16 protein-coding genes and 1 pseudogene are annotated in these 16,028 nt (G+C 59.6%); 10 read left to right on the top strand and 7 right to left on the bottom strand.

The genetic code is table 11. From position 1 onward, the window contains the following. The first annotated feature begins 106 nt into the window (after positions 1 to 106). Positions 107 to 2,572, top strand: a complete 2,466-nt coding sequence (locus tag NWI_RS14970; RefSeq protein ID WP_011316061.1) for a TonB-dependent siderophore receptor — start codon at positions 107 to 109, stop codon at positions 2,570 to 2,572. Between the two features lie 263 nt (positions 2,573 to 2,835). Next, a protein-coding gene (locus tag NWI_RS14960) for an IS3 family transposase (protein WP_148203749.1) occupies positions 2,836 to 4,187 on the top strand; the annotation gives its coding sequence in 2 pieces (ribosomal slippage) (positions 2,836 to 3,169 and positions 3,169 to 4,187; 1,353 coding nt in all). A 177-nt stretch (positions 4,188 to 4,364) separates the two neighbouring features. Here the strand turns inward: NWI_RS14960 and NWI_RS14955 are convergent. Continuing rightward, complete coding sequence (locus NWI_RS14955; RefSeq protein ID WP_011316060.1) at positions 4,365 to 4,637, bottom strand: hypothetical protein; 273 nt, start codon at positions 4,635 to 4,637, stop codon at positions 4,365 to 4,367. Positions 4,638 to 4,714: 77 nt separating this feature from the next. Between NWI_RS14955 and NWI_RS14950 the strand changes: the two genes are divergently transcribed. From NWI_RS14950 to NWI_RS14940, 3 genes are read left to right on the top strand one after another with little or no spacing between them, the layout of a single operon-like run. Continuing rightward, positions 4,715 to 4,903: a hypothetical protein gene (locus tag NWI_RS14950; RefSeq protein ID WP_041345175.1), complete on the top strand. Its 189-nt coding sequence runs from the start codon at positions 4,715 to 4,717 to the stop codon at positions 4,901 to 4,903. Positions 4,904 to 4,905: 2 nt separating this feature from the next. Then, entirely contained in the window at positions 4,906 to 5,865 is a 960-nt protein-coding gene (locus NWI_RS14945; RefSeq protein WP_011316059.1) for a hypothetical protein, read from the top strand. After that, on the top strand, positions 5,862 to 6,524 hold the full coding sequence (locus NWI_RS14940; protein ID WP_011316058.1) for a hypothetical protein: 663 nt from the start codon (positions 5,862 to 5,864) through the stop codon (positions 6,522 to 6,524). Before NWI_RS14945 ends, NWI_RS14940 begins: the two co-directional genes overlap by 4 nt. 74 nt (positions 6,525 to 6,598) lie before the next feature. On the opposite strand, the gene NWI_RS14935 is transcribed toward NWI_RS14940, so the two are convergent. The 5 genes and pseudogenes from NWI_RS14935 to NWI_RS14920 form a co-directional block, all read right to left on the bottom strand. Continuing rightward, positions 6,599 to 7,147 carry a hypothetical protein gene (locus tag NWI_RS14935; protein WP_011316057.1) on the bottom strand — a complete coding sequence of 183 codons (549 nt, stop codon included), beginning with the start codon at positions 7,145 to 7,147 and terminating at the stop codon, positions 6,599 to 6,601. 274 nt (positions 7,148 to 7,421) lie between these two features. Further along, positions 7,422 to 8,426 carry a Mov34/MPN/PAD-1 family protein gene (locus NWI_RS14930; protein WP_187147990.1) on the bottom strand — a complete coding sequence of 335 codons (1,005 nt, stop codon included), beginning with the start codon at positions 8,424 to 8,426 and terminating at the stop codon, positions 7,422 to 7,424. 16 nt (positions 8,427 to 8,442) lie between these two features. After that, positions 8,443 to 8,526, bottom strand: a pseudogene (locus NWI_RS18625) (hypothetical protein); the annotation flags it as partial. Between the two features lie 376 nt (positions 8,527 to 8,902). Continuing rightward, a complete protein-coding gene (locus tag NWI_RS14925; protein ID WP_187147989.1) occupies positions 8,903 to 9,562 on the bottom strand; it encodes a hypothetical protein in 660 nt (219 codons plus the stop codon). Further along, a complete protein-coding gene (locus NWI_RS14920; RefSeq protein ID WP_011316053.1) occupies positions 9,549 to 10,427 on the bottom strand; it encodes a hypothetical protein in 879 nt (292 codons plus the stop codon). Before NWI_RS14920 ends, NWI_RS14925 begins: the two co-directional genes overlap by 14 nt. Positions 10,428 to 10,480: 53 nt before the next feature. Here NWI_RS14920 and NWI_RS16510 point away from each other — a divergent pair, with 53 nt between their 5' ends. The 5 genes from NWI_RS16510 to NWI_RS14900 all read left to right on the top strand — a co-directional run bounded on the left by NWI_RS16510 (position 10,481) and on the right by NWI_RS14900 (position 14,493). After that, complete coding sequence (locus tag NWI_RS16510; RefSeq protein ID WP_187147988.1) at positions 10,481 to 10,762, top strand: hypothetical protein; 282 nt, start codon at positions 10,481 to 10,483, stop codon at positions 10,760 to 10,762. A gap of 292 nt (positions 10,763 to 11,054) precedes the next feature. Continuing rightward, positions 11,055 to 11,396 carry a helix-turn-helix domain-containing protein gene (locus NWI_RS14915; RefSeq protein WP_011316051.1) on the top strand — a complete coding sequence of 114 codons (342 nt, stop codon included), beginning with the start codon at positions 11,055 to 11,057 and terminating at the stop codon, positions 11,394 to 11,396. After that, positions 11,386 to 12,678, top strand: coding sequence for a type II toxin-antitoxin system HipA family toxin (locus tag NWI_RS14910; RefSeq protein WP_011316050.1), 1,293 nt, complete (start codon positions 11,386 to 11,388; stop codon positions 12,676 to 12,678). Before NWI_RS14915 ends, NWI_RS14910 begins: the two co-directional genes overlap by 11 nt. Positions 12,679 to 12,699: 21 nt before the next feature. Next, positions 12,700 to 12,831, top strand: coding sequence for a hypothetical protein (locus NWI_RS18485; protein WP_283805206.1), 132 nt, complete (start codon positions 12,700 to 12,702; stop codon positions 12,829 to 12,831). A 310-nt stretch (positions 12,832 to 13,141) separates the two neighbouring features. Next, a protein-coding gene (locus NWI_RS14900; RefSeq protein ID WP_148203761.1) for an IS3 family transposase occupies positions 13,142 to 14,493 on the top strand; the annotation gives its coding sequence in 2 pieces (ribosomal slippage) (positions 13,142 to 13,478 and positions 13,478 to 14,493; 1,353 coding nt in all). A gap of 151 nt (positions 14,494 to 14,644) precedes the next feature. Here NWI_RS14900 and NWI_RS14895 read toward each other — a convergent pair. Continuing rightward, positions 14,645 to 15,996, bottom strand: a protein-coding gene (locus tag NWI_RS14895) for an IS3 family transposase (protein ID WP_148203862.1) whose coding sequence is annotated in 2 segments (ribosomal slippage) — positions 14,645 to 15,663 and positions 15,663 to 15,996 — 1,353 coding nt in all. Because the reading frame shifts where the segments join, the coding sequence is not laid out codon by codon here. Between the last annotated feature and the right edge of the window lie 32 nt (positions 15,997 to 16,028).

Here is a 16,028-nt window from a genome sequence, read left to right as displayed (position 1 = left end):
GCGGACACCGGTTCGCGTGAAGAAAACGCGTCAAAACATAAGGACAGAGTTTTTCACCGTTTCCATGAAGCGGTGAAAGACTCTGGGACTAAACGGGGCTTCGCAGATGGCATTTCGACTGGAGGCGGTAAAGAACAAGCAGGGGACTCCCTTTACGGCTGGAAGTCTCCGCCGCATAACCTCGTGGCTGCTGGCGTCGACGATTTTGTGCTGCGCAGGCGTTGGCTTGTCGTCTCCGTCATTGGCGCAACAACCGGCCCCGGCCCCGGCCTCGGCGCAGAGCCGGGCCGTTCAGTTCTCGATTCCCGCTCAGCCGTTGCCCGCGGCGCTCGATGCCTTCATTCGCGCAAGCGGCTGGCAGGTCGGCTATTCCACCCGCCTCACTGATGGCCATCGCTCGACTGCTGTGAACGGCGCCATGCCGCCCGCGCAGGCGCTCCGAATGTTGCTTGCCGGCACCGGAATCAATGTCAGTTTGACCGGGGCCAACACGGCTACTCTTGTCGGGCCAAATAGCGCCGCAGCCGGCGGTGCGGCGCCAGCCGGGGCGATCGCGCTCGATACGATCGATATTCAGGGCGAGACCGCATGGGGTCCGGTGAACGGCTTTGTCGCCAGCCGTAGCGCCACCGCCACCAAGACCGACACGCCGATCCTCGAAGTGCCGCAGTCGATCTCGGTGGTGACGCGCGACCAGATCGAGACCCGGAGAAACCAGACCCTGAACGAGACGCTGCAGTATACGCCGGGTGTTCTGGCTGAGCGTACCGGCCAGCAGCAATTCGCACCCAGGTTCCAGGTGCGAGGCTTCAGTGCCGATGGATTTAACGGGGCGATCTATCTGAACGGGCTACGTGGCGCCACGAACTGGTCCGATATCGAGCCTTACGGGCTGGAGCGTATCGAGGTGATGCGCGGGCCTGCATCGGTCCTTTACGGTCAGGGTCAGCCCAGCGGCGTGATTGCTCTCGTCACCAAGCGCCCCTCCGAGAAACCCATTCATGAATTTCAGCTTCAGGGTGGCAGCTTCGAACAGAGGAGTGGCGCTTTTGACTTTGGCGGGCCGGTAACGGAGGACGGAAAGCTGCTCTATCGCTTCACCGGCCTGCTGCGCGAGGGCGGCAACGGCATCGATTTCTCGAACGACAAGCGCGCGTTTCTCTCCGGCGCGTTGACCTGGCGTCCGACCGCCGAGACGGAAATCACGGCGTACAGCCTGCATCAGAGAAACCAGGGCAGATGGAACTTCGGCCTTCCCGCGCGGGGGACGGTGCTGCCGAATCCGAACGGGCGGATCCCGGTTACGCGGTTCATCGGTGAGCCTGACACTTATAACAGAACGGAGATGACTGTCGCGGGATACAATCTGCAACACCACGTCACCGATAGCCTGACCTTCAGGCAGAACGTTCAATATTCACGAGAGAGTTGGGAGCGTCGTGACGTCAATCCGACGTCTGTAGGCGCAGATCTGCGCACGGTGAATCGCCGGGCGGAAAGCCGACATGTTACGAGGGATACGTTTGCGATCGACAATCATGCCGAGCTGAAAGCAATGACCGGCCCCCTGCAACATACCGTGCTGTTCGGCGTGGACCATCGGCGGGGTAAAACCGCTGTCCTAGGTAATTATGGGACCGTCGGTCCGATCGATGTTTTCGCGCCGGTTTATGGTTCGCCTGTTGTTTGGTCGACTACTGATCAATATGCAGAGAGGCAACCCGAAAACTTCATCGGCGTCTATGTTCAGGATCAGATCAAGCTCGACCAATGGATTTTGACTCTCGGCGGACGCCACGACTGGGCGGACACCAGCATAGTGGATATCATTGGCGGCTCGGTCACCGATCAGAACAATCGGGCTTTCACCAAGCGGGCCGGGCTTGGCTACGAGTTCGACAGCGGCGTCGTTCCCTATGTCAGCTATGCCGAATCCTTTACGCCCCTTTCCGGCAGGACATTCGACGGGTCGCCGCTCCGGCCGGAGACCGGCGTGCAGTATGAGGCGGGCATCAAGTACCAGCCCAGGGACATGAACTTGCGGATCACCGCCGCGGTTTACGACTTGCAGCGCCAGAATGTCACGACGGCGGATTTGGCAAATCCGGGGTTCTCAATCCAGATCGGCGAGGTCACATCTCGCGGCTTCGAGTTCGAGGCGGTCGCCAGCCTGACCAGCAATCTCAACCTGACCGCCGCCTATGCCTACAACGATGCGCGGGTGACCCAGAGCAACGACGCCAACCTTGGCAAGCGGCCGGTGACGACGCCACCGCATCTTGCATCGCTCTGGGCCGACTACACCATCCGCGAGGGCGCACTGAACGGGCTCGGCTTCGGCGGCGGCATACGCTATGTCTCGGCCAGCGCGGGAGACTTTTTGAACACGTTTGAGGCGCCCGCCTATACGGTGGTGGACGCGATGGCCCGCTACGACATCGACAACTGGCGTTTCTCCCTCAACGTCAGCAACCTGTTCGACAATCAGTATGTCGTGGGGTGCTTCAGCCTTGTTCAATGCAACGTCGGGCGCGTGCGCACCGTGCTCGGCAGGGTGAGTTATCGCTGGTAGCTTGACGGCATTCGCGGCTGTGGCGCTGTGGACCGGTCACAGCGATTGCTCACGTGATCTGGAGCGAGGTTTGAGTAAAGTCGCGCCGCGGTTGGGACGCATTGGATTTACCGGGACCTGATCAGACAGGCTTGTCTCGGCTTTTCTCCGTTGCGCCGATGATGGATTGGATGGAGAGTGTCCGCCGTCAGGGCTCTTGAGACAGTTTAGGAGTTTTCGGGAAGGGAGGATTTCTGGATCATCGCAGCCAATTTGGAGCGCAGATGAGACAGAAATCCGGACCAGGCAAAGCGCCGGCAGAACAGGTGCTGAAGGACATCCGACGGCAGACGCGCCGGCATTATTCGGCGGAGGAGAAGATCCGTATCGTGCTGGAAGGACTGCGCGGCGAGGAGAACATCTCCGAGCTTTGCCGCCGCGAAGGCATCGCCGCCTCGATGTATTACGGTTGGTCCAAGGAGTTCCTGGAAGCCGGCAAGCGCCGGTTGGCGGGCGACACGGCACGTGCCGCAACCTCTGGCGAGGTGAAAGATCTTCGTCGGGAAGCCTCGGCGTTGAAGGAAGTCGTCGCCGATCTCACCCTGGAGAACCGTCTGCTAAAAAAAAGCATGAACGGGGATGGGGAGAACGAGGCATGAGGTATCCTGCGTCCGAGAAAGCCGAGATCATCGCGTTGGTGGAGCAGTCGCATTTGCCGGCCAAACGCACGCTGGACAAGCTCGGCATCCCCCGCGCCACGTTTTATAGATGGTACGATCGCTACCGCGCGGGCGGCATTGAGGCCCTGGCAGATCACCGCTCTCGACCGGATCGGGTCTGGAATCGTATCCCGGATGACGTCCGCGGCCAGATCATCGACCTGGCATTGGAGCTTCCGGAACTATCGCCGCGAGAGCTCGCCGTGCGGTTTACCGACGAGAGAAAGTACTTTGTCTCGGAGGCTTCGGTCTATCGGCTGCTGAAGGCGCACGACCTCATCACCAGTCCGGCCTATGTAGTGATCAAGGCGGCGAACGAGTTCAAGGACAAGACCACCGCCGCCAACCAGCTCTGGCAGACCGACTTCACCTACCTGAAGATCACCGGCTGGGGCTGGTACTATCTATCGACGGTGCTCGACGACTTCTCGCGCTACATCGTCGCCTGGAGGTTAGGTCCCACGATGTGTGCCTCCGACGTCACGGCTACGCTCGATCAGGCACTGGCCGCCTCTGGTCTGGATCACGTCAGCGTCAGGCAGCGGCCCCGGCTTCTCAGCGACAATGGTTCGAGTTACGTCGCGGATGATCTGGCCACGTGGCTCAGGGCCAAGGACATGCAGCATGTGCGCGGAGCGCCGTATCATCCTCAGACTCAGGGCAAGATCGAGCGTTGGCATCAAACGTTGAAGAACCGCATCCTGCTTGAGAACTACTATTTACCGGACGACCTCAAACGTCAGGTCGCCGCGTTCGTCGAACACTATAATCATGACCGCTACCACGAGAGCATCGGCAACGTTACACCTGCCGACGTCTACTTCGGCAGGGCTGAGACAATCCTCGCCGAACGACACCGCATCAAGCGCGACACCATCGCAAACCGTCGCTTGCAGCATCAGCTGCAGGCCGCTTAAACTCTAACCACAGATGAACCAGAGCCTCTCTTCTAGAAATGTCTGATCAGTCTCAAATTATCTGACGACGGACAGATGGAGAGTTTCGCGAAATCAAATAGTTAGAAGGGGGTCGTGTGCAGTTTCTGTGCACGAACGTTCTACGATTTTTTACGATCCGTTCTCTCGATGTTGCACTCATTCGTTTTCCCGTTTGCGCACCCGTCCGTTAATCGACGCCAACCATTTCCGAGGTGCCCGCAGATATTCGTGCATGCGCAGACGTGCGAATGACGCGGGAGCTTCGCTGGCGAGACGATAGCGATGAGCGTCTTTGAACGACGCGGCGTGTTCTGGTGACATGACGATGCTGTCGCGGAAGGCTTGCTCGCTCCTGGCGCGCACGTTACTGGACTGCTGCATGTTGAGGATACGTGTTGGCTCTTCCGGTCGCCGTCCAACACCGGTCACGTTCTATAGCTTGTGCCCCCACTGATTTCAGATATCGTTTAGAGGAAGACGGGGGACAATATATTTCGGGGGTCGTCATGCATATTTTGCAGCGCAAAGCCAAAAAATACCAAGCCAGCGGAAACGGCCAGCCAACGGATGCGACGTACGACTTTTCGGCGGGGGTCTGGCGCAATCAGAGCGGAGTCGTGGCTTTCCAGAACGGAGGCGCGCCTTCCACCAAAAAGAATGATATCGAAACGGGAGAAGATCAAAAAGGAGAATAGTTTTGCCGGGCAATGTCGACGTACTGATTTTGTCGAGCTTGGCAGATATTTCAACCGATCGTATTTGCTATCATCTGTCAACAATGGGCATTGGCTTCCTTCGATTGAACAGGGAGCAACTCCGCGACGTTGGCCTCCAATTGGATCCCGCGAGGGCGCGCCTCACTTGCCGGTATGTCGATCAGGTTTGGCAGGTTGGGACCAACCTTCGTTCGGTATGGTGGCGGCAGCCGACGTTTCTTAGAAATACGCCAGGCACGGCGTTGACGGTCGAGGAGCAGCTTGATCGTTCTCAATGGTCTGCGGCCATGCGCGGGTTGATGCTCTTCAGCGAAGCCCGCTGGTTCAATAACCCAGCCGCAACATATCGCGCTGAATCGAAGCCATTTCAGCTGAGGGAGGCCTACAAGCTGGGTTTCGACGTGCCCGAAACATTGGTGACAAACGACAGATTTGCCGATGTCCCTCGCATCGTCGGCCAGAAGCTCGCGGTCAAGAGCATTGATACTGTTCTTCTAGCGGACCACGATAATCAACACTTCGGGTATACGATTGTAACGGACTGGTCTGACTGTGCCGACGAAAGCTTCCACGCGGTCCCGGTCGCTTGTCAGGCGCTCCTTTCCCCGAAGCTCGACCTTCGTGTGACGATAATTGGTGAGCACGTTTGGTGCACGACTGTCGAAGTCGAAGGTGGCGGTATTGAAGGCGACTGGCGTCTGACGCCGAAGACAGACCTTATCTATCGAGAGCATGAGCTTCCGATCGAAGTGCAACGCCGGTGCCTCGCCCTAATCAGGCATCTGGGCCTCGGGTATGGCGCGATTGATTTGGCGTTATCTGCTGGCCGATATTGGTTCATAGAAATCAATCCGACCGGTGAGTGGGGTTGGTTGGATCGGGACGGTCGTGGCATCTCGGAAGCCATCGCAATGGAGTTGGCTTCGGAGGGCAGCAAATGATTAAAGTCCCGTTTTCGAGTCTATTCGACGCGTTCAGAATGCCTTTCGTCAATCGTCGAATCGTGAAGAAACTTGAATCGCTCGACGCGCAAGAGTCATTCTCTGACATTAAGTCGCTGAGCGAAGAAGACATAGAGAAATATATCGAGTCAGAGTGGACGCGCGCAAAAGAGCTGGACGACAAACTCTCAAAGCTTACGGCGGCGTTGTCCGTTGCGCTGACGGTCGGCGGTGCCGTTGCGAAATCAATCGTCGATGGCTTGGCTGCTTCGCCGATTAAATGGACCATTGTCGCGTTGCTATTCCTGTCGATGGTGTTTTTCTTCTACGGCGCAATAATCGGATTTAGAGGTCTCCGACCAAAGCCTCGTTTCGGCTATGGCGCCAAGTTTATGAACGCAGTTGCTAGCGGCGGCGAAAGCGCTCGAAAATCGATGAATGAAGCTGCCGCCGGCTTTGAGGTGGTCAACCTGATCCGCGCAAACGAAGCCTCCGCTGCTATCGACCTTATTCGAAATGGCATAGTTCTATTCGCGATCGCGATGGCGCTTAGCTTTGTCGCCCCCGGAATCGAAGTCAGCCCTCGGACAGCCACCATTTCGACAAAAGGAAGTGCCCCGGCGATCTCAAAGAAGCAAAAGGCTGCAAATGGCCTTTGAGGACGCCCTCTAAGTTTCTGATTTTCAAGCGGGCTCAGTTCATCGGATGCCGTGATCTTCAATCGCGGCGACCTTCAGGGGATCAAGGTTCTGCCCAAGCTGAGTTGGATGAGGGGCCACACGATCCCAAAGATAAATCTAGTGGCCGAGACGATAACGCAGCCTGTCCACATGCGGCTCCACAGCGTCTGTGAGACCCACGCCTTCTCGGCGAATGCGTGTGCCTTATGCTGTTCGGAGATCAATTTGTTTCGGGCGGCGTTTGCTCCGTCGGCAAGGTGCTGCGGGGATGCGAATACCTCTGGCGTCTCGGCGATCTTAATTTCCATCTGAGCGCGATTATAAGCATGAACAAAGTGTTCTGCCATCGCTCCCAGCTTTTTGGAGAGAAGAGCGATGCTCGCCCCTGCAAAGATGACGCCTGCTGCGAAGGCCCATAGGGATGGCAGCAGAAAGCGAATTGCGTAGTTGGGATTGCCCGATTGCGCGGCCAACGACAGCAACGCGACCGCTCCGGCGGCAGATCCGACCGCCAACCAAACAATCCATTGCTTGAGGTAGGCTTGGCTGTCTGCTTCCCGGAGCTTCGCCAGCTCCGCCAAGTATCCGTTCTGCTCAGCCATTGCAGTATCTTTCCTAGTCGCCGTCGGTCGGGAAAAGTTCTGTAAAATCAGTCGCCGTTCCTATTCGCCGAACGCGTGGGCAGCCGCGCGTCCGACAGCGACGACAACCCGAGGGAATCGTTTCATGCTATTTGGCCCGCGAACGCGATTTCATTTGAAATTTTGCGATTTCCCGCATTTGCCCGATGTAGTTGTTCGCGACCGACTTGGCGCTGCGTCGATCAAGTCCGTCCCTTCGCACTTGCTTCGCCTCCATAGCGGTGCCAAGTCCCTCTCATGTGGCCGCTCCATTATGCATGAGGGCGTAGAGACGTGTGGGAGCCTGGATCAGCAATACGGAGGGAGGCGGCCGTTCCGCCGCGAGCTGCCGGGCAGTGGCTCGGTCGAGCGCAGACGGGCCTTGATCCGCCAGATGCGAGTGCCAGGTACCGACGTCGAAAAGCGTACCGCCGCTGGTCCGGTGCCGCGCTTTGATTGCGGCTTTCAGGCCGGCGGTCCCCAGCACGAAGCGGGTCGCTGAGCGCACGCTGTCCCGCGGGGCCTCGATCAAATCGACCACGATGATCGTCCTCAGTCGTGCACTACATGTGCCGACCAGGACTCCACCGGTCTCCACGGCAGGATGGCGCGCCACTTCTTCTGCGATCTTGGTCATGACACGCGAGGAGGCCCGAACGGTCCATCCCTGCGGACCCTCTATGCTCACGACCTCGAAGGGAGCGACGCGTTCGCGCGTCCAGGTGGTGTTGGATGATCCTTCAGCTCTTGTTCCGACAACAATGCATCCCGGATCCTCATCGGCCTGCATCAGGCCGACAAGTTCTTCAGTGAGTGCCGCCGTCATCGCTGAGAGACGCATGTCAGTCATCGGCATGGTGAGCGATCCGCACCCTTGGCCGATTTGGATTTCCGTCAAGCCGAATTCAGGGTCAAACAACAGCTTGCGGACACGGTCGTCCGTCACCGTGGCGTTGAGCTCGTCGGTCAGGTCGCAAAGCGTTGGATTGCGAGCGACGCCCTCTAGGAGCAAGAAACCGCCGTCGCCCCGCCCGAAGAGCGCCGCCTCAGCGAACCGGGCCTTGGCCTGCTTCGATCCGATCACCGAGAGAGCTTCGCGGACGGCGAGCGATGCTGTTGTGTTGACAGCATAGCGCGCTTCCTTCGGCAGGAACGTTTTGCGTTGCTTGTTCTTGGGAAGATCGACGACCAGATCGCCATCGTGCACCGCGGGCGATTGTCCGAGCAGCGCAAGCTCGGTGGCAAGCTCTTGAACCGGCAAACGACGCGCGGGCCAGCGCGTGCCGTGCCATGTTGTGTGGGCGAAGCATCCCATTATCGCTGACCGCGCCAATCGTTACGCCGGACCGCGCGAGATGCATTGCCATCTTTGAACCGACGCTGCCGCAGCCCAGTATCGACACGGGAGCAAAGTCGGGAGCGCCGGAGACGTCGCGTAACAGGGCGGGATTCGTCGCATCGATCTGCATGGCCGGCACAACGGGCTCCGTGTCACCTGCCGCGAAGAGTGCGGCGCGTCCCTTCAGCGCCTTGATGTCCACCAGATAAGGCAGCAGTTCGATATTGGATATTGATCCGACCAAATGCTCGGGCTTGCGCGCGCACAGAATAATTCCGATTGGAACGGGCGCCTCGAGGACGTAGCCCTCCCAACTGCGTTCGAGACTATCGAGAAAGACGCCCAACCCTCGGCTACATCCAAGTTCGGCAGCCCGCTCTTTTAGGCGGGCCAAGGTATCAACGGTCTCGGGCATGTAGGCCGCAGCCACGAATGACGTCCAGCCACGTGGTGCCTTGCTTGTCGACGAGCGAGCCGTCCCCGCCGCTCCGGAAGAAGGTGGACTTGAGAACCCGATATCCGCCGTTGCGATCAACGACTGCGCGGCAAGCTTCGGCATTGAGCGCGATCACGTCGTTGAGATCACAACGCAAGGTCGGCTCCCATCCTCGTCCGTGATGGATCAGCGTGCCTTCGGCTGCACGCTGGAGCCACAGGACAAGCTGATGTACGAGGTTGAAGATGCCGAGCTCAACCAAGCCAAACTGGAAGAAATACTCTCGCTGGTTTCCGTCGATCAGGCAGGGGCGCGGCGGCTCGGTCACCGGACCCGGCTGAACGTGGGGAAGATCCCTCGGGAAATCCATTCGCAGGTAGAACGAGGGCGATGACCACGGATAACTCGGCCAGAGCCTGACATTGACCGTCTCGACAACGCGAACGCCGTTCGGGCTCGCGCCATCGACCTTGAACGCGAGCGGCATCTCGACGTTCAGATCGAGTTCGATACGCGAGCCGCCGGCATCGACAGATATCAGACGGCCGCCGCGGCACTCCGGATGACGAAGCGCCGCTGCGAGAAAACGTTCGGCGTGGCCGCGATAGTCATTTCCCGCCATGCCCGGTTCCATGCGGGCGGGCCTGCGAAGCGGTTGCGCTGATACCGAGAGCCGGGGCGGCGAGAGCCGATGCCTTGCCGATTTTCCGCACGATGCCGTTCGACTTCACCTCGAACTCCAAGGCGACCTTCTTGTCATTCCAGTATTCGTCCGTACAGAAGAACCGGTCGGCATCGTCGTCGAGAATGTCGATATACTCGCGCTTCGCCCGCTCGTGCGGCGGATTGTCATCGGCTGCCTTGATGGGCTTGCAGCTCGCCACGATGATCGCGCCCTTGCGCGTCTGCGAGAGAGCGCTTCGCGCGTCAGGATCGACCTTGACGTCTTCGCCCATCTCGCTCCAGCGATCAAAGCTCAGACTGCGCCAGGAGCAATGATGCGGTGTCTCCATGATATCGTAGGTGAACCAGTCCGCGCGCTCTGCCTTGTGCAAATTCCAGAGCCGATTCCAGATCGCGACTTCGGCGTCGCCCCCGGTCAGGAAGCGGCAACGGTCACTGATGCCGCCGCCACGCAGCGAAAAGCGGATGATGACCGACGACTGATTGTGCCGGAGCGTCTCGTCGTCGTCGTCGTCAACCGGAGGAAGGGGAGCCAGCAACCGCCCCTGGAAAGAGCTGTCCTGCACCCGGTTGCAGGCGTCGATCGTTCCATCGCGCTTGATGACGATGTCGAGGATATCGTCGGTCTTCCCGTCGATGTCCTCGCCCATGATCAGGATGCGATCGCCTTCCTCCGTCGAAAACCCGTTCTCGCGGAAGAGCGCGACGCGCCGCCGTGCTTCCTTTTGCCAGGCTTTGGCATCCTCGCAGAGCGACTCGCCGTTGGCGCCGGCGCGGCGGAACACGACGGGCGACGACCACATCTCGCGGATCAGGATCTTGTCATCATCTTCGTCCCAGGTGTCCGGTGGCCGAGATGAAAGTGATTGCGCAGGCCCGCGACGTGGTCGCTATGAGGGTGGCGGCCTTGGTCGTCCCGTTCAAGCCTACTTCGCAGGTCTTCGGCCACGTCCGGCGTGTCATCGTCATCGTCGTCCGCCTTACCGCGGATGTTGATGTCGATGAGGATGCGCTGACCATTGTCGAGGCACATCAGGACCATGTCTCCGTTGGAGACAGGGAAGAAAGTGAGGGAGGCGGTCATTGGTCGTTCCCGTACTGGATTTGTTCTATGGGCATGCCGCGTCCCAAAAAATGATGGAGATGGGGTAGGGTGATTGGAACCCAGATAGGAAACTCATCAGAGTTTCGCAATATTTGGATCAATGTGATTCTTTTTCCACAAGATATTGACTCTGGGAGCGTCTGGAGTCCACGCCATCCTGCGATTCGGAGATGGCGTGGCCTGCCCCTACGTTGAATGAAGTGCTCTTAAGAGCACTGATGGGCCTTTTCATGCTCTTAAGAGCATCAGGCACTTGTCGTTAAGGATCTGCCTCCTATATGCTCTTAAGAGCACGAAAACCTGGATTTGGAGCCCTTAAGAGCCTATGACTGCCAAGAATAGCCTCGTCCAGGCACCCCCCTTTGAGGTTGATCGAGCCCTGAAGAAGCTGGGTGCCGATCTGCGGACTGCGCGCCTGCGCCGCAACCTGACCGTCGACGCCACTGCCGCCAAGATCGGGACCGGCCGACGTGCCATCCTGGACGCCGAGAAGGGCAAGGTCTCGACGCAGGTCGGTGTGTATGCGGGCTTGCTGTGGGCCTACGGCCTGATTGACCGCCTCGGTGATGCAGCCGATCCGCGCTTCGATGAGGAGGGCCAGCGTCTCGCCTTGATCCAGGATCGTGTTCACGCCCGCAGCCCGAAGGGATTGGACAATGATTTCTAGGGTCACTCCGACGGAATGCTTCGTCTACATCACCTTGCCTGGCCAGACCGCGCCCGTCACCGCGGCGCGGTTTGAGCTCACCAAGGACAGGCGCGACGTTGCGATCGGCAGGCTGGTCTACGGCCGCAGCTATCTCGCGCGCGCCGAAGCCGTCCCCATTGATCCGATCGAACTCAGGCTTGCCGGCCAGACCTACGAAACAGTCGGCATGAAAGGCCTGTTCGGTGCGCTGCGCGACGCTGGACCGGACTATTGGGGTCGACGCGTGATCGAGCGACATGTCGGTGCCGCCCAACTCAACGAGATGGACTACCTGCTGCACTCACCCGACGACCGCGCGGGCGCGCTCGGCTTCGGACTGAATCAGCAGCCTCCGGCGCCGAAGCGCGATTTCAACAAGACCCTGAGCCTTCCTCGCCTGCAGAAGATCGCCGACGCAATCGTCGATGAAGAAGATCGCCCAGACGACGCCGAAGCCGCTCAGGTCGAGGAGTTGTTGCTGGTCGTCACGTCGATGGGCGGTGCGCGGCCAAAGGCCGTCGTCGAGGACACCGACGGACTATGGATCGCCAAGTTCAACAGGAAGGACGACAAATGGAACAGCGCTCGCGCTGAGCACGCGATGCTCGTGCTCGCACGGGCATGCGGTGTCACAACGGCGGAGAGCAAGGTGATCGTCGTCGGCGGCCGGGACGTTCTCATGGTCAAGCGCTTTGATCGTGAACAGACTCAAGGCGGCTATCTCCGCGCCCGCATGCTCAGCGGCCTGACACTCCTTCGTGCCGAAGAGGGGCACGATACGCGCGACCGGTGGTCCTACGTTCTGCTGGTCGAAGAGCTGCGGCGAATTTCTGCCAACCCGCGTGCCGACGCTGCTGAATTGTTCCGCAGGATGTGCTTCAACGCATTGATCTCCAACACCGATGATCACCCACGCAATCATGCGGCCGTGGCGATGACGCCGGATTGGAAGCTCTCGCCTGCGTACGATCTCACACCGACGCCGTTGATCAGCGAGGAGCGGCGCGATCTCGCGATGATCTGCGGCGACGCAGGCCGCTACGCCAACGCCGAGAATATTGTCTCGCAAAGCATGCGATTCCTGCTCGAAAAAGACCAAGCCGAAAAAATCGTGTCGGACATGGAGGAGCAGGTTCGAAACAAGTGGTACGAGGTCGCGCGGCGCGAGGGACTCTCGGAAGCGGACTGCAACACGATCAGCCGGTCGTTTGTCTATCCTGGCTTTCGCCTTCCGATGTCGCGAGCCGCACCACCGGCCTGATCTTCCATTTCGACTGCCCGGATGGGACGGAGAACCAAGATGGCGCGCCATCCGCAACGCGATCTCCACGAATCGACGCTCGTCGAGATCGGCCGGATCACCACCACCTGGGCGAAGTTCGAGCACTGGGTCGACGTGGCTATCAGAAACTGATCAAGCATTGGCACGAGATCATCGATATCCCGAGCGCTGAGGAACTTGCGCAGTAGTTGCCCGACACAGCGATCGAGCGCGCGAACACGCCTTGTAAAGAGTGCAGGGCAGCGACAACGCATTGATTGCCGCTGGCCTTGATGAGGTCAGGGCGTCGGCTGTTGCGGTGCTTTTGAGCGGGCTGCTGCCGCCTTCTTTGCGGGTTTTCGTGCGGCTTTTTGCGGTTGTCCGCCGTCAGGGCTCTTGAGACAGTTTAGGGGTTTTCGGGAAGGGAGGATTTCTGGATCATCGCAGCCAATTTGGAGCGCAGATGAGACAGAAATCCGGGCCGGAGAAAGCACCGGCAGAGCAGGTCGTGAAGGACATCCGCCGGGCAACGCGCCGGCAGTTCTCGGCTGAAGAGAAGATCCGCATCGTGCTGGAAGGCGTGCGCGGCGAGGAGAGCATCGCCGAGCTGTGTCGGCGCGAGGGGATCGCCTCGTCGATGTATTACGGCTGGTCGAAGGAGTTCCTCGACGCCGGCAAGCGCCGTCTCGCTGGTGACACGGCCCGCGCCGCGACGTCGGACGAGGTGAAAGAGCTGCGCCGTGAGGCGCAGGCCCTGAAGGAGGCCGTGGCCGATCTCACCCTGGAAAACCGCCTGCTGAAAAAAAGCATGCTCGCGGATGGGGAGGACGACACATGAGGTATCCTGCATCCGAAAAGGCCGAGATCATTCGCCTGGTCGAGGCCTCGCATCTGCCGGCACGGCGAACCCTGGACAAGCTCGGCATCCCGCGCGCCACGTTCTATCGCTGGTACGATCGCTATCTCACCGGTGGGATCGAGGCTCTGGCCGATCATCGCTCGCGGCCGGATCGTGTCTGGAACCGGATTCCTGACCCAATCCGGGCCGAGATCGTCGAGCTGGCGCTGCGCGAAACGGAGCTGAGCCCGCGCGAGCTGGCGGTGCGCTTCACCGACGAGAAGCGCTACTTTGTCTCGGAGGCGTCGGTATATCGGCTGCTGAAGGCTCATGATCTCATCACCAGCCCAGCCTATATCGTCATCAAGGCGGCGTCTGAGTTCAAGGACAAGACGACAGCGCCCAACCAGCTCTGGCAAACCGACTTCACCTACCTGAAGATCACGGGTTGGGGCTGGTATTATCTCTCGACCGTGCTCGACGACTTCTCCCGCTTCATCGTCGCCTGGAAGCTCTGCGCCACGATGCGGGCGGATGACGTCACCGCCACGCTCGATCTGGCTCTGGCGGCATCGGGGCTCGACCAGATCACGGTCGCGCATCGGCCGAGGCTGTTGAGCGACAACGGCGCCTCATACATCTCGGCCGAACTCGCTACCTGGCTCGACGGCAAGGGCATGAAACACGTTCGCGGCGCGCCGTATCATCCCCAGACGCAGGGCAAGATCGAGCGCTGGCATCAGACCCTGAAGAACCGCATCCTGCTGGAAAACTACTATCTGCCCGGCGACCTTGAACGGCAGGTCGCGGCCTTCGTCGAGCACTACAATCACGGCCGCTATCACGAGAGCATCGATAATCTCACGCCCGCTGACGTCTACTTCGGCCGCGGGCAGACCATCCTCACCGAACGCGAAAGGATCAAACGCCAGACCATCCACCAAAGACGCTTGCAGCATCACCTGCAGGCCGCCTAACCTCAAACCCAGATGAGCCAGAACCTCCGTTCCCGTGACCCCGGAACAGTCTCAATTCATCTGACGACGGACACCCCTGTCCGTCGTCAGATAATTTGAGACTGATCAGACATTTCTAGAAGAGAGGCTCTGGTTCATCTGTGGTTAGAGTTTAAGCGGCCTGCAGCTGATGCTGCAAGCGACGGTTTGCGATGGTGTCGCGCTTGATGCGGTGTCGTTCGGCGAGGATTGTCTCAGCCCTGCCGAAGTAGACGTCGGCAGGTGTAACGTTGCCGATGCTCTCGTGGTAGCGGTCATGATTATAGTGTTCGACGAACGCGGCGACCTGACGTTTGAGGTCGTCCGGTAAATAGTAGTTCTCAAGCAGGATGCGGTTCTTCAACGTTTGATGCCAACGCTCGATCTTGCCCTGAGTCTGAGGATGATACGGCGCTCCGCGCACATGCTGCATGTCCTTGGCCCTGAGCCACGTGGCCAGATCATCCGCGACGTAACTCGAACCATTGTCGCTGAGAAGCCGGGGCCGCTGCCTGACGCTGACGTGATCCAGACCAGAGGCGGCCAGTGCCTGATCGAGCGTAGCCGTGACGTCGGAGGCACACATCGTGGGACCTAACCTCCAGGCGACGATGTAGCGCGAGAAGTCGTCGAGCACCGTCGATAGATAGTACCAGCCCCAGCCGGTGATCTTCAGGTAGGTGAAGTCGGTCTGCCAGAGCTGGTTGGCGGCGGTGGTCTTGTCCTTGAACTCGTTCGCCGCCTTGATCACTACATAGGCCGGACTGGTGATGAGGTCGTGCGCCTTCAGCAGCCGATAGACCGAAGCCTCCGAGACAAAGTACTTTCTCTCGTCGGTAAACCGCACGGCGAGCTCTCGCGGCGATAGTTCCGGAAGCTCCAATGCCAGGTCGATGATCTGGCCGCGGACGTCATCCGGGATACGATTCCAGACCCGATCCGGTCGAGAGCGGTGATCTGCCAGGGCCTCAATGCCGCCCGCGCGGTAGCGATCGTACCATCTATAAAACGTGGCGCGGGGGATGCCGAGCTTGTCCAGCGTGCGTTTGGCCGGCAAATGCGACTGCTCCACCAACGCGATGATCTCGGCTTTCTCGGACGCAGGATACCTCATGCCTCGTTCTCCCCATCCCCGTTCATGCTTTTTTTTAGCAGACGGTTCTCCAGGGTGAGATCGGCGACGACTTCCTTCAACGCCGAGGCTTCCCGACGAAGATCTTTCACCTCGCCAGAGGTTGCGGCACGTGCCGTGTCGCCCGCCAACCGGCGCTTGCCGGCTTCCAGGAACTCCTTGGACCAACCGTAATACATCGAGGCGGCGATGCCTTCGCGGCGGCAAAGCTCGGAGATGTTCTCCTCGCCGCGCAGTCCTTCCAGCACGATACGGATCTTCTCCTCCGCCGAATAATGCCGGCGCGTCTGCCGTCGGATGTCCTTCAGCACCTGTTCTGCCGGCGCTTTGCCTGGTCCGGATTTCTGCTTCATCTTCGCTCTTTGCGGCTACGATGAACCAGAAA

It is taken from the genome of Nitrobacter winogradskyi Nb-255, from assembly GCF_000012725.1.
Taxonomy (GTDB): domain Bacteria; phylum Pseudomonadota; class Alphaproteobacteria; order Rhizobiales; family Xanthobacteraceae; genus Nitrobacter; species Nitrobacter winogradskyi.
The sequence above is the reverse complement of the archived record's forward strand: the minus strand, read 5'-3'. Positions and strand labels throughout refer to the sequence as shown.